The 13,540-nt window shown below is 68.5% G+C and carries 12 protein-coding genes and 1 pseudogene; 11 read left to right on the top strand and 2 right to left on the bottom strand.

What is annotated here, in order from left to right:
- Positions 1-5: 5 nt before the first annotated feature.
- The 6 genes and pseudogenes from bphC to DQP57_RS12550 all read left to right on the top strand — a co-directional run bounded on the left by bphC (position 6) and on the right by DQP57_RS12550 (position 5,281).
- On the top strand, positions 6-914 hold the full coding sequence (bphC, locus tag DQP57_RS12575) for a biphenyl-2,3-diol 1,2-dioxygenase (RefSeq protein WP_112633294.1): 909 nt from the start codon (positions 6-8) through the stop codon (positions 912-914).
- Positions 911-2,376: pseudogene (locus DQP57_RS12570) on the top strand (FAD-dependent oxidoreductase). Before bphC ends, DQP57_RS12570 begins: the two are co-directional and overlap by 4 nt.
- Before the next feature lie 141 nt (positions 2,377-2,517).
- Positions 2,518-3,327, top strand: coding sequence for an IclR family transcriptional regulator (locus DQP57_RS12565; RefSeq protein ID WP_112633293.1), 810 nt, complete (start codon positions 2,518-2,520; stop codon positions 3,325-3,327).
- A complete protein-coding gene (locus DQP57_RS12560; protein ID WP_112633292.1) occupies positions 3,324-4,247 on the top strand; it encodes an alpha/beta hydrolase in 924 nt (307 codons plus the stop codon). The genes DQP57_RS12565 and DQP57_RS12560 overlap by 4 nt, the downstream gene beginning before the upstream one ends.
- A 58-nt stretch (positions 4,248-4,305) precedes the next feature.
- A complete protein-coding gene (locus DQP57_RS12555) occupies positions 4,306-4,653 on the top strand; it encodes a hypothetical protein (RefSeq protein WP_112633328.1) in 348 nt (115 codons plus the stop codon).
- On the top strand, positions 4,646-5,281 hold the full coding sequence (locus tag DQP57_RS12550; protein WP_112633291.1) for a Dabb family protein: 636 nt from the start codon (positions 4,646-4,648) through the stop codon (positions 5,279-5,281). The genes DQP57_RS12555 and DQP57_RS12550 overlap by 8 nt, the downstream gene beginning before the upstream one ends.
- A gap of 52 nt (positions 5,282-5,333) precedes the next feature.
- On the opposite strand, the gene DQP57_RS12545 is transcribed toward DQP57_RS12550, so the two are convergent.
- Positions 5,334-6,224, bottom strand: coding sequence for an SDR family NAD(P)-dependent oxidoreductase (locus tag DQP57_RS12545; protein ID WP_112633290.1), 891 nt, complete (start codon positions 6,222-6,224; stop codon positions 5,334-5,336).
- Complete coding sequence (locus DQP57_RS12540; protein ID WP_112633289.1) at positions 6,221-8,155, bottom strand: flavin-containing monooxygenase; 1,935 nt, start codon at positions 8,153-8,155, stop codon at positions 6,221-6,223. The genes DQP57_RS12545 and DQP57_RS12540 overlap by 4 nt, the downstream gene beginning before the upstream one ends.
- Positions 8,156-8,247: 92 nt before the next feature.
- Here DQP57_RS12540 and DQP57_RS12535 point away from each other — a divergent pair, with 92 nt between their 5' ends.
- From DQP57_RS12535 to DQP57_RS12515, 5 genes are all read left to right on the top strand, one after another.
- A complete protein-coding gene (locus tag DQP57_RS12535) occupies positions 8,248-9,846 on the top strand; it encodes an acyl-CoA synthetase (RefSeq protein WP_205869107.1) in 1,599 nt (532 codons plus the stop codon).
- Positions 9,847-9,922: 76 nt separating this feature from the next.
- On the top strand, positions 9,923-11,062 hold the full coding sequence (locus DQP57_RS12530; RefSeq protein WP_112633288.1) for an acyl-CoA dehydrogenase family protein: 1,140 nt from the start codon (positions 9,923-9,925) through the stop codon (positions 11,060-11,062).
- Entirely contained in the window at positions 11,059-12,084 is a 1,026-nt protein-coding gene (locus DQP57_RS12525; RefSeq protein WP_112633287.1) for an acyl-CoA dehydrogenase family protein, read from the top strand. The genes DQP57_RS12530 and DQP57_RS12525 overlap by 4 nt, the downstream gene beginning before the upstream one ends.
- A 71-nt stretch (positions 12,085-12,155) precedes the next feature.
- Positions 12,156-12,656: a nuclear transport factor 2 family protein gene (locus tag DQP57_RS12520; RefSeq protein ID WP_112633286.1), complete on the top strand. Its 501-nt coding sequence runs from the start codon at positions 12,156-12,158 to the stop codon at positions 12,654-12,656.
- Positions 12,656-13,528, top strand: a complete 873-nt coding sequence (locus tag DQP57_RS12515) for an SDR family NAD(P)-dependent oxidoreductase (protein WP_112633285.1) — start codon at positions 12,656-12,658, stop codon at positions 13,526-13,528. The genes DQP57_RS12520 and DQP57_RS12515 overlap by 1 nt, the downstream gene beginning before the upstream one ends.
- Positions 13,529-13,540 lie beyond the last annotated feature (12 nt).

The following is a 13,540-nucleotide window of genomic DNA, read 5'->3' as shown; positions in this document are numbered from 1 at the left end:
CAGACGTGAGCGACCTGAAAAGCCTTGGCTACATCACCATTTCGACCAACGACATCGACCGCTGGCGGCAGTTCGCCTTCGGCGTGCTGGGGTTCGCCGAGGGTAAGGGCCCCGATCCGTCGGCGCTGTATCTGCGGATGGACGAACGGGCGGCCCGGCTCATCGTGGTGCCCGGAGAGTCCGACCGGGTGCTGACCGTCGGCTGGGAGGTGCGCGACCACCCGGCCCTGCAGCGAGTGCAGGTCACCCTGGACGGCGCCGGCGTGGCCTACAAGCAGCTGTCCCCCGACGAGGCCGAGGCGCGCCGCGTCGAAGAGGTGATCACGTTCGAGGATCCCGCCGGCACCACGCTGGAGGTGTTTCACGGCGCGGTGCTCGACCACAGCCCGGTCGTCACGCCGTTCGGCGCGCGATTCGTCACCGGCGACCAGGGCTTGGGGCACGTGGTGGTGCCGGCCACCGACCCCAACGGGCTGTTCGACTTCTACACCGAGGTCCTGGGGTTCCGGGCCCGCGGCGCCTTCCGAGTGCCGCTGCCCAAAGAGTTTGGGCCGGTGCGGGTTCGGTTCCTCGGGATCAACGAGCGCCACCACAGCCTGGCGATCGTGCCGGCCGCACATCAGCGCGACCCGCGCCTGGTCCACATCATGGTGGAGGTCGACACCCTCGACGCCGTCGGGCAGGCGCTGGACCGGGTCAACGCCGAGGGATTCCAGCTCTCGTCCACCCTGGGCCGGCACACCAACGACAAGATGGTCTCGTTCTACGTCCGCGCACCCGGTGACTGGGACATCGAGTTCGGTACCGACGGGATGCGGGTCGACGAAACCTATTACACCGCAGAGGAAATCACCGCCGACAGCTACTGGGGCCACCAGTGGGTCGGCGAAATGCCCGCGGCCATGCGGCTGTGACGCCCGAATCGGACGTGACGCCGCTCGCGGCGTCCTCGATCGCCTCGTGGGATGACGAGGCCGACGTCGTCATCGCCGGCTACGGGGTCGCCGGCGCGGCCGCGGCGGTGGAGGCGGCCCGGTCCGGCGCCGACGTCCTGGTGCTCGAGCGCACCGGCTCGTGGGGCGGCGCTGCGTCGATGGCCGGCGGCTTCATCTACTCGGCGGCGGCACACCGATCCAAAAGGCCTGCGGTTTCACCGATTCCGTCGACAACATGGCGGCGTTCCTCAACGTGGCGATGGGCCCCGGCGCCGACGAGCAGCGGATCGCCGACTACTGCGCCGGCAGCGTCGCCCACTTCGAGTGGCTGGTCGGCTGCGGCGTGCCGTTCAAGGCGGAGTTCTTCTCCGAGCCCGGTTGGGAGCCGATGGGCGATCAGGGGCTGATGTACAGCGGCGGCGAAAACTCCTTCCCGTTCAACACCATCGCCTCCCCCGCCCCGCGCGGGCACGTGCCGCAGATGCAGAACAAGAAGCAGGGTGAGGCCAGCGCCGGCTACATGCTGATGAAGCCCCTCGTCGAAACAGCCACCGCCGCAGGCGCACGCGCGCTCTACGACGTGCGGGTGCAGCGACTGATCACCGAATCCGACGGCCGGGTGGTCGGCATCCGCGCCCGCCGGTACGGCACCGAGATGAGCATCCGGGCGCGCACCGGTGTGGTGCTGGCGACGGGCAGCTTCGCCTACAACGACGCGATGGTGGCGCGCTACGCGCCGCGGATCGCCGGGCGCCCGGCCGCCTCGATCGAGCAGCACGACGGGCAGGCGATCCGGATGGCGCAGGCGCTGGGCGCCGACCTGGCGCACATGGACGCCACCGAGGTCGCGATCTTCATCGACCCGCAGCAACTTGTGCGGGGCATCCTGGTCAACGGCCGCGGGCAGCGCTACGTCGCCGAGGACACCTACCCGGGCAGGATCGGCCAGCTGACCCTCTATCACCAGGACAACGTCGCCTACCTGATCATCGACGGCGACGCCCAGGAGGAGGCGATGGCCTCGTGGTCGCCGAAGTTCATGCTGCGCCCGGCGACCTGGGTGGCCGACACCGTCGCCGACCTAGAACGCGACATGGGACTGCCGCCGGGGTCGCTGCAGGCGACGGTCGCGGCGTACAACGAGGGCGCCGCGCGCGGCGAGGATCCGCTGCTGCACAAGAAGCCGGAGTGGATCAAGCCGATCGGCTCCCCCGTCGGCGCGGTGGATTTGCGGGAGAACACCGGCGGTTTCACCCTGGGCGGACTGGCCACCACGCTGGACGCCGAGGTGCTGCACGTCAGCGGCGCGCCCATCCCGGGGCTCTTCGCCGCGGGCCGGTGCACCGCCGGGCTGGCCGCCTGGGGTTACGCCAGCGGCGTCTCGCTGGGTGACGGCAGCTTCTACGGCCGCCGGGCCGGCCGGTCGGCCGCCAAGGGCTGAGTCGCCCCTTTATCGCGAGCGTGACCGCACCGCGATCCGCGGCGTGGTCACCTCGCGCGCCCCACCGATGGTGTGTGACAGCGACCACACCGGTGTGATAGAACTATCTTCCTAATAGGAATATTCCAGCCAGGAGGTTCAGTGTCCGCGCCCGCCGAAACCCCCACCGCGGTCATCGACCGCATCTCGCTCGTCCTGGACGCGTTCGACGGCCCGGGCCGGCTGACGCTGGCCCAGATCGTCCGGCGCACCGGCCTGCCGCGTTCGTCGGCGCACCGGATGCTCGAGCGCCTGGTGCAGCTGCGCTGGCTGCGCCGCAGCGGCCGCGACTACGAGCTCGGCATGCGCCTTGTCGAGCTGGGATCGCTGGCCGTGCATCAGGACCGACTGGTGCGCGCTGCCGCTCCCTTGCTGGGCGAATTGCACCGGGCCACAGGGCTTGTCGTGCACCTCGCGGTGCTGGACGGCCCCGACGTGGTCTACCTCGACAAGGTCGGCGACTCGCCGCTTACGCCGATGCCCACGCGGGTGGGCAGCCGTCAGCCCGCTCATTGCACGGCCGTCGGGAAGGCGATCCTGGCCTACCGCGACGAGGACGCGCCGGTGGACCTGCGGGTGCGAAAGACGAAGTACTCGATCGCCACCGGTTCGCAGCTGGCCGTCGAGTTGTCCCGGGTGCGCGCGCACGGCGTCGCCTTCGAGCGCGAGGAATCGCTGCCCGGATTCGGATGCGTGGCGGCGCCCATCGGCGATCCCGGTGAAGCCGTCGCGGCGGTGTCAGTGTGCGGTCCGATGAATCGGATGACGTTCGACCAACGACTGATCGCCCCGGTTCGGATGACCGCGATGGGCATCTGGCGGCACGCCGAGGACGGCCCGCACCGCGTCGCGCCCACCCTGCAGCCCTTGCGTCCGCTGCGTTTCCCGCGCCCCGCGTTGCAGTACGCGTGAGCCTCGACCCCCAGATCGCCGCGATCATCGGGCAACTGGATGGCGGCTTCCCACCGGTTCAGGAGATGAGCGGCGCCGAGGCCCGGGCGCTCATCCGGTCCAGGGTGGTGCCGGCGGCGCAGCCCGAACCCGTCGCCGAGGTCGCCGATCGCTGCGTCGACGGTCCGGGCGGACCGATCCCGGTGCGCGTATACCGACCGGAGGCCCTGGGGCCCCTGCCCATCGTGGTGTACGCGCACGGCGGCGGTTTTGTGTTCTGCGACCTGGACAGCCACGACGGTCTCTGCCGCAGCATCACCAATCTTGTTCCCGCCGTTGTTGTTTCGGTCGACTACCGGCTGGCTCCGGAGAATCCCTGGCCGGCGGCCGCCGAGGACGTCTACGCCGTGACGTGCTGGGCCCACGCCAACGCCGCCGCGCTCGGGGCCGACCCCGGGCGTCTGGTCGTGGGCGGTGACAGCGCCGGGGGCAACCTGGCCGCGGTGACCGCGATCATGGCTCGCGACCGCGGCGGCCCGGCGCTTGCGAGTCAACTGCTGCTCTACCCGGTGATCGCCGCCGATTTCGACACCGAGTCCTACCGGCTGTTCGGCCAGGGCTACTACAACCCGAAGCCGGCGCTGCAGTGGTACTGGGATTGCTACGTGCCATCGCTCGAGGACCGCGCGCACCCCTACGCCGCCCCGCGCAACGCCGACCTGAGAGGGCTTCCGCCCGCCGTGCTGGTGGTCGCCGGCCATGATCCGCTGCGCGACGAGGGATTGGCGTACGGCGCAGCGCTGGCCGCGGCCGGCGTGCCGACCAGCCAACTGCGTTACGACGGCGGAATCCACGGGTTCATGACGATGCCGATGCTCGACATCGCACACCGGGCGCGCAAGGAGGCGGCCGCGGCGCTCACCGAGCTGCTGCGCCGGTAGGTTCCCGGTGGCCGGGAGCCGACGACGCCACATGCTCAAGATGCCATACGGTCGGCTCATGGCCGACGGCGAAGTCTTCGTGATCGACCGGGTTGTGACCCGCCCCGGGTGCGCCCAGCGATTCGTGGACACGTACCTCGCCGAATACGCGCCCGGAGCGCGCGAACGGGGCATGACCTTGCGCAACGTCCTGGTGAGCCCACCGATCTGGTTGGACGACGACGTCAACGTCATCACGGCTACCTGGACGCTGCCCGGTGCGCGGGCGTGGTGGGAGATGACGTGGCAGGGTCGATCGGACCCGGCGCTGGGCGAATGGTGGTCGCGGATCGGCGAATTGGTGACCGAGCGGTCGAGGTCCTTCGCCGCGGCTGCCGATGACGTCGACGGACTGTGCGATGTATAGCGTCACGCGCCTGATCGACGTCGCCGAGCCCGATCGCGACCGGATCCTCGGCGAGTTACGCGGCGCCGCGACCGCGGCGGCGTCCCGGCCATGGGTCGTGGAGCCGACGCTGCCCGCCTCGCGCAACGGGGGCGATATTCTCATGCGGCTGCGCTTCGCCTCGAAGGATCAATGGGATCGCGCGGCAATGCGTTTCGCCGAGATCCTGGACGACCCCGCGGTCAGCCGGGTGAACGGCGCGGCCTATTCCGGGACGCCCGTGCGCACCGGCGACAAGCCTGGAACCGTGTACCGAGCGCTGCTCTTAAGCGTGACGGCGGGCACCGACGGGGACACCGTTGCCCGGTTCGAGGCCGACCTGCAACTGATGCCCCGGTACGTGCACACCATCACCGACTGGCAGCTGAGCAGGGTCGACGAGGCGATCGGTGTCTCGGCGTGGAGCCATGTGTTCGAACAACTCTTCACCGACACGGACGGGTTGATGGGGCCCTACCTGATGCATCCGATCCACTGGGCGGTGGTGGACCGTTGGTTCGACCCCGAATGCCCCGACGTCATCGTGCGCGATCGCGTCTGCCACAGTTTCTGCCGGAGCGACGCAGCCGTTCTTCGGCTCGACGGATAGGTCAGGCGATGCGGTACTCGATTCGGTGCGAGCGAGCATGCGCAGCGTCGTCTCAGATCCCCGCCGGAGCGATATTCGGATTGGCGGTCGCCGGCGGCTCTAACGGGGGCAGCAATTCGGTGCCGTTCAGGCTGTGCACCGGTAGACGTTGCGACCACGGGTAATGCAGGCTGAATGCGACCAAGCCGGTGCGCTCGGCAGCCGGCAAATGGCACATCGCCAGCACGGTCTCGGCCAAATACTCGACGGGTTCGGTCGGGAACGTATCCGGAATCAGCTGCGCGGCACCGGGTGTGCGGACCGCGGTCGATGGGCCGACGCAATTCACGGCAATGTTGGCGTCGAGGAGCTCGGCCGCCACACCCTGCGTGAAGCGGTGCAGCGCCGCCTTGCATGACGCGTAGATGACGTCGCCGGATGTTTTGTTGTATTCGCGATAGGGACGCACCGGTGCCACTCCGGTAACCGAGCCGATGTTGACGATCCATCCGGCGCCTTGCCTACGCATGTGCGGGACAGCGACTTTGGTCAACACAAACGGTGTCCGCAGGTAGTGCTCCACGGTGCGGTCAAAGGTGTCCAGGCTCATGCCCTCGACCACCGAGTAGTCGGCGAAACCGGCGTTGTTGACCAGGATGTCGATGCGGCCGGTCCGGTCGAGGACCGCGTCGACCAAGGCGTCGCGTTGCGCGGGGTCCTCCAGGTCGCCCGCAATGCCGAAGGCCGACCCCCCGGCGGCCTCGATCAGCCCAACCGTTTCGCCGATGGTGCCGGGCAGGGCGGCGGTCATACCGGCCCGCATCGACAAAGAAGGGGCGTGCGAACGGGCCGTCACCGCCACCGTGGCACCCTCGGCCGCCAGCCGCTGCGCGACGGCACGCCCGATACCTCGGCTACTACCCGTAACCAAAGCCGTTCTGCCGCAGAGCATCCCGTCGCTCATCGAAGCTCGAGATCCTCTTCGACCGGGGCGCGGTGGTCGTGCCAAAAATCGATGAGGCGGTACGGGAAGGCGATCACGATCCGGCCGCCCGAGCGATAGTAGGTGTGGGCCGATGGCGTGTGGCGCCATACGGTACCGGCCATGGTCGCATCGATGCCGTCCACGTAATCTTCGTAGGCGCGTTGCGTCACCTCCAGGCTGGCGGCCTCGCGCAGCGCCATCAACTGCAGGCATTCCATCACGTAGTGCACCATCACCTCGACGCCGAAGTTATGGCCGGCCCCGTGCCCCGGGCTGTAGTTGGGTGCCGAGGAAATGAACATGTTGGGGAATCCGGGCACCATCCCGCCGCGGTAGGCCCTGGGAGCGTCGCCCCACTCGTCGGTCAGCTTCTTGCCGTCTCGGCCCCGGATATCCACCGTGGAAAGGAAATCCAGGTAGTAGCCGGTGGCGTAGATGATCACGTCGAGGTCTATTTGTCTGCCGTCTTCCGTCACGATCCCGGCCTCGTTGACCCGGGCCGGCTCACTGGCCTCGACGTCCACGTGCCCGCGGGCGAGCGCCGCGTAGTAGCCGCCGGGATCACGGATGATCCGCTTGCCGTACGGAGCGAAGTCGGGCGTGAGCTTGCGGGCGAGCTCGCTTCCCGCGCCGAACGTGCGATCGATGTAGTCGAGGCACATCTGCAGCAACACGTCGTTGGCCGGCGAAATCGACAGATGCTCGGCAGCCCAGTCCTCGTCATGCAGGATCACCGGATAGTTGTTGTCCGATGTCCCCCAATACGACTTGAGCCGAATCCAGTTGGCGTAGTACGGCAACCGGGTGCCCAGCCACCGTCGGTAGGCCGGAACATCGTCGGACGACCGCCGTCGCGGCGCGACCCAGTGCGGCTGCCGTTGAAACACCGTCATGTGCGCGACCCGGTCCACGCACGCGTCGACGATCTGGACCGCGGTGCAGCCTGCCCCGATGATCGCGACCCTCTTGCCCGTGAGATCGAGCTCGGGATCCCACCGCGCCGAATGGATGGAAGTTCCCGAAAAGGTCTCGCGGCCAGGCAGATCCGGCCAACGCGGCCGGTTGAGATACCCGGCGGCCGGGATCACCACATTCGCATAACTGACGTCGCGGTTTCCGTCTGGGCCGACCGACCGGATCTGCCACTGCCGGCGCCGCTCCTCCCACCACAGCGCTTCGACCGTCGTACCGAACCGGGTGTGTGTGCGGAGATCGTTCTTGTCGGCTACCGAAACCAGGTAGGCCTGGTACTCCGCGCCTTGCGGGTAGTAGCTCGACCAGTCACCGTTGATGTCGCGCGACAGTGAGTAATACGCCGACGGTGTATCCACGCCGATACCGGGATACCTTGTGGTGTACCAGGTCCCGCCCACCTCGTCGTTGCGCTCAATGATCTGGTAGTCGATGCCGGCGTCGGCACACGCGAGGGCGGCGGTTATCCCTGCGATGCCCGCGCCAATGATGACAACCCGGAAGTCGGCGGGGAGTTTTGCGGTGCGCGGCAGCACCGGTTGCGAAGGCTGGAATCCGCCCTGTTCCAGCAGCAGTCCGAGGTACTCGGGGGCGACCTCTCCCCCGAGCGCGATGGGGGCGATGCGGGCGAACAGGTCGCGGTCGTCGGCGGGTACCGCGTCCGCCCGGCGCGGCTCCCGCAGTGCCGTGACGATCTCCTCGATGAGCTGCGCAGCCGTCTCCGGATCGGTGACGCCGGCCTGCTCCGGCGGGTCGGGCACATGGGCGATTTTGGATCCGAAGCGCGTGGCGACGGCCGGATCACCGGTCAGCTGCGCCAGAACGGCGACCAGAACCCCGGGGTCCGCTTGGCGCAGGTTTGCCCGAAGCTCGTCGACTTCATCGGGATCCGCGCCCGCCCATCCGGCGGTTTCAGTGACGGGGACACCAGTGCTCATGGCGACGAGTATCGGCGCGATTCCCGACCGTGGGCAGCGCTTGTCTACTCAGCGGGACACGCGCGACCCGCGAACCGGCGTTGGCGCTTACCGTGACCGACATGCAGTCCGATGACCTCGACGTCATGATCGAACGGGCGCGTCGCCACGGGCTCGGCGACATTCCCCGGCGATCGGCCCGCCGGCATCCGGACAAGATCGCGATCATCGACGACGGTGTCACGCTGACATTTGCCGAATTCGACAGTCTGGTAGACCGGGCCGCGGCAGCGTTGCACGACAGCGGTTTTGGTCCCGGCGGCCGATTAGGACTCTTATCACGCAACTGCTGGCAGTACGCCGTGCTGGCCTTCGCGACGGCGCGCGCCGGAGTGGTCTTGGTGCCGATCAACTTCATGCTGACCGCCGAGGAGATCGCTTACATCCTCGGCCACAGTCGGGTCGGCGGCGTGGTGGTCGAGGCGGATTTGACCGCGAGGGCCGACGAAGCGATGCGGCGCGGCGGTGTGGTCAGGACCAAAGTCGCCCTGGTGCCGAGGGGACACCAGGGCGTACCCGGGTGGGCCGATTTCGCCGGATGGCTGACCACCGACTCACCGGCCCCGAACCCGCACATCGACGACGACCAGCCGGTGCGGCTGATGTACACCAGCGGAACCGAATCCCGTCCCAAGGCCGCCATCCACACCAGCCGTAGCCTGATGTGGCAGTACGTCAGCACGATCGTCGCCGGCGAGATGTCGCACGACGACGTCGAGATCCATTCGCTGCCGCTGTATCACTGCGCGCAGCTGGACAACTTCCTGGCCACCGACCTCTACCTCGGCGCCACGAGCATCATCCTGCCGCGGCCCGAGCCCGAGGCGGTCCTGCGCACGATCGAGCGCTACCGCGTCACCAACTATTTCGCTCCCCCGACGGTGTGGATCTCGCTACTGCGCTCACCGGTGTTCGATCAGGTGGATTTGTCCAGCCTGCGCAAGGGCTATTACGGCGCCTCGGCAATGCCGGTGGAAATCCTGCACGAGATCCGCGAGCGGCTGCCCCACCTGCGGCTGTGGAACTTCTACGGACAGACCGAGATGGCGCCGCTGGCCTCCGCCCTCGGACCCGACGAGCAGGACGCGCACGCCGGTTCGGCCGGCAGGCCGGTGCTCAATGTGGAAACCACCATCCTCGATGACGACGACGTCCCCGTCGCCGCCGGCGTGGTCGGCGAGATCGCCCACCGCAGCCCGCATTTGGCGCTGGGCTACCTCGACGACCCGGAACGCACCGCCGAGGCCTTCAAGGGCGGCTGGTTTCACTCCGGGGACCTGGGTTACTACGACGAACACGGACTGCTGCACGTCGTCGACCGCAAGAAGGACATGATCAAGACCGGTGGCGAGAACGTGGCCGGCCGGGAGGTAGAGGAGATCATCTACCGCCACAACGGTGTTGAAGAAGTCGCGGTGTTCGGCCTGCCCCATCCGGTGTGGGTGGAGGCGGTGGTGGCCGCCGTCGTCCCGCGCGACGGCGCCGTTCTCACCGAGGACGACCTACTCGCTCACTGCCGCGAGCACCTGGCCGGATTCAAGACCCCCAAACGCGTCTTCTTCGTGGACGCCCTGCCGAAGAACCCCAGCGGAAAACTGCTCAAGCGCCTACTGCGGGAGCGCTTCAGTCTCGAACAGCACGCCTTCAGTTGATCTCGAACCAAGCAGTGCTCACTAGAGTTGCCGGCATGAGCTCACGTCTGGATACCGCCACCCCGGGGACGCGCTGATGGCACTCCACCGTTTGGTGCCACCCGTCAGCGCCGACGCCGCGGCGACCGATGAGTTGCGCAACGAGGTGCGCGACTTCCTTGCCGACCAGTTGGCCGCCGGCGCGTTCACCCCGTCGGTCGACGCCTGGCTGACGGGCTGGGACGAAAACTTCACCGCCGCCCTCGCGGCCCGCGGTTGGCTGGGCATGACGGTGCCGGCCGAATATGGTGGCCACGGGCGCTCGTTCCTGGAACGGTTCGTCGTCACCGAGGAACTCCTGGCCGCCGGGGCACCCGTGGCGGCGCACTGGATCGCCGATCGCCAGATCGTGCCCTCGCTCCTCAAATACGGTACGGAACACCAGAAGTCGGAATTCCTGCCGCGAATCGTGCGCGGGGAATGCTTCTTCGGCATCGGGATGAGCGAGCCGGACTCGGGCTCCGATCTGGCCAGCGTGCGCACCCGCGCGACCCGCGCCGACGGCGGCTGGTCACTGACCGGCACCAAGGTGTGGACGTCGGGCGCCCACCTCGCGCACGCGTTCATCGCCCTGGCCCGCACCGCGCCGGTGGACCCGGCGAACCGGCACGCGGGACTGAGCCAGTTCATCGTCGACCTGCGCGGCCCCGGCATCGAGATCCGTCCGATCGTGTCGATGAACGGCGCCCACCACTTCAACGAGGTGATCCTGGATTCGGCATTCGTCACCGACGCCATGGTCTTCGGCGATATCGGCAACGGCTGGCAGCAGGTGACTTCCGAGCTCGCGTTCGAACGCAGCGGACCCGAGCGGTTCCTGTCCACGTTCGTGCTGTTGGCGGCGTGCGCCGATCGCATGGCGGCGAACACCATCCCCCGCGACCCCACGCTGGGCCGCCTGGTCGCGCGCATCGCCGGCTTACATCAGATGTCCGCCGCGGTGGCCGGCGCGCTGGAACGGCACGAACCCGCAGACCTCCCGGCCGCGGTCGTCAAGGTGCTGGGCACCACCACCGAAGGCGACATCGCGGAATTCTCCGACCAGCAGGACTCGCCGGACTCGGCCTTCTCCGACCTGATGAATGCGGCCGTGGATCAGCGGCCCGGCTTCACGCTGCGCGGCGGCACCAACGAAGTCCTGCGTGGCGTGCTCGCGCGCGGGTTGGGCATGCGATGAGCACCGGGCCCTCCGTTGACGGCGCCCTCGTCGAAATGATGGACGCGGTTTTCTCCGATTACCGCGAAACCCACCCGCCCGCGGCGACGATCGAGCGCGACCCCGCCCTGTGGCGGCACCTCGACGAGCTCGGGCTGGTGCGCTTGACCGGTCCGGAACAGCACGGCGGCAGTGGCGCGACCTGGTACGAAGCCGCCGAACTCGTGAGCGCGGCCGCCAGCCACGGCGTCCGAATCCCGTTGGCCGAGCACGACTTATTGGCCTGCTGGCTGCTGGACGCGACGGGGCTTCCCGTCGACGACGCGGTTCGGACCGTGTGCGTGCTCGACAAGCGGGGCGGCGCGACCGCCGCGCCCTGGGCCGCTTCCGCCGATCGGATCGCGGTCGTGTGGCGAGCCGAGGGCGGGCACCGGGTCGCCGACGTCGCCACCGAGCAGCTCACCATCACGCCGGGCAGCAACCTGATCGGCGAGCCGCGCGACACGGTGTCCGCCGATCTGGCTGGTCTGCACGGGGTTCCGGTCACCGCGGCCCGGCTCACCCAGCTACGGCTGAAAGCCGCCCTGGTGCGATCTATCCAAGTGACCGCCGCCCTGGATCGGATCCTGGCGCTGTGCATCGACCACGCGGCCGCGCGGATTCAGTTCGGCCGCCCGCTGTCCAGCTTCCAGGCCGTACAGAACTTGATCTCCGATATCGCCGCCGAGGCCGCGCTCGCCCGGGCGGCGACCGAGGCCGCACTGCACGCCGGGATCGTCAGTCAATGGTCGGCGCTCAACTTGGAGTTCCTTGTGGCGGTGGCGCGTTCGTGCGCCGGCCATGCGGCCTCGGTGGTGGTGCGCAACGCCCATCAAGTGCACGGCGCGATCGGCACCACCCGTGAGCACCGATTGCACGAGTTCACCCGCGCGGCGCTGGCGTGGCGCTCGGAGTTCGGCTCGGTGCGGTATTGGGACGAGCGGGTCACCGACGCGGCGATGCACGCGAGCGCCGGAGCCCTGTGGGACCTGATCACCGGCTGAGTCCCAGACCCGTGTTCCACTGACCGGGCATCCGCGCTGTTACCGTGCCACACCCGGAGTTGACTGGCGGGATGAGCGAGGACATCACGCTGCCGGAATTGCAGGAATTCATCGCATCCTTCTGGTACCACTACGACGAGGCCCACTACGACGAGCTGGCCGCCAGTTACGCCGAAGATGTGCGCTACCTGACCCGAAGCGATTCCGGCGCAAGCCCTTTCGAAGAGCTGATGTCACCGGAGCTCCAGGGCCGCGACGCGGTGATGGAATGGCTGTCCGAGCACCGCGAGCAAAGCCCCTACCCGCTGCGGCACCACGCCACCAACGTCCACCGCACCGGCTCCGACGGCTCCGATGACGGGGCCACCCGCGCGCGGTTCTACATCTTCGTCAACCAGATCGCGAACTTCGTGCCGTTCGCGGTGTCCAGTGGGACGGTCAACGTCGGCGTCAAGCGCGGCGGCGCGGGCCCACTAGGCCTGGAGTTCACCGAGATGGACGTTGTCCTCGACGCCACCAATTCGGTCCTGCTCTCGCAGCTGCACGCCGAAAGCGGCGCCGGCGCATCGTGATGGACGCTCGACAAGCGTTCGGCGGCGGGGTCGCGGTCATCACCGGCGCCGGGTCCGGCATCGGTGCCGGGCTGGCCCGGTACGCCAGCCGGCTGGGGATGACGGTGGTATTGGCCGACGTCGACGAAGCGGCCGTCGCGGCGCTGCGCGACGAGTTGTCCGCGGCCGGTGGCGTGGCACACGACGTCGTCTGCGACGTGCGCGATCCCGATGCCCTCCGCGACCTCGCCGACCGCGCCTACCGCGACGTCGGACCGGTGCGCCTGCTGGTCAACAACGCTGGCATCGAGCAGTTCGGCTACCTGTGGGACACGCCGGTGGCCAACTGGCAGCGCATCATCGACATCAACGTCAGCGGCGTGTTCTACGGTGTGCGTGCCTTTCTGCCGAAAATGGTGGCCACCGACGAGCAGGCCTGGGTGTGGAACATCGCGTCAGTGGGCGCAGTGGTGGCGATCCCCTTGCAGGCGCCCTACATCGTGAGCAAGCACGCGGTGCTGTCGCTGACCGAGTGCCTGCACCTCGAGGTGCGGGCCACCGGGCACCACCATCACATCCACGTCCAGGCAGTGCTGCCCGGACCTGTGCGCTCGAACATCTTCGAGTCCGCGGGCGGCGTCGAACCGGGCGAGGCCGGCGACGCGGCCGCCGCCGAAGCCCAACGTTCGACCATGCTCGGCATCAAGGCGGCGGCCATGGATCCGTTGGAAGCCGCCGAAATGATCTTCGGCCAGTCCGCCGCGGGCCGCTTCTACCTGCACACCCACCCGGACAGCGTCGGTGCGGCGATGGCCGAGCGCGCGAATGTCCTAGCCGCGCAACAGCCTCCACAACTACGGGCCGAGACGCGGTTCGAGTCCGCGCCGCAGTGACGTGACGACGAC

Origin of the sequence: Mycobacterium colombiense, from assembly GCF_003284935.1 — a bacterium.
GTDB lineage: Bacteria > Actinomycetota > Actinomycetes > Mycobacteriales > Mycobacteriaceae > Mycobacterium > Mycobacterium arosiense_A.
This window is presented reverse-complemented; position numbering and strand designations above follow the sequence as displayed.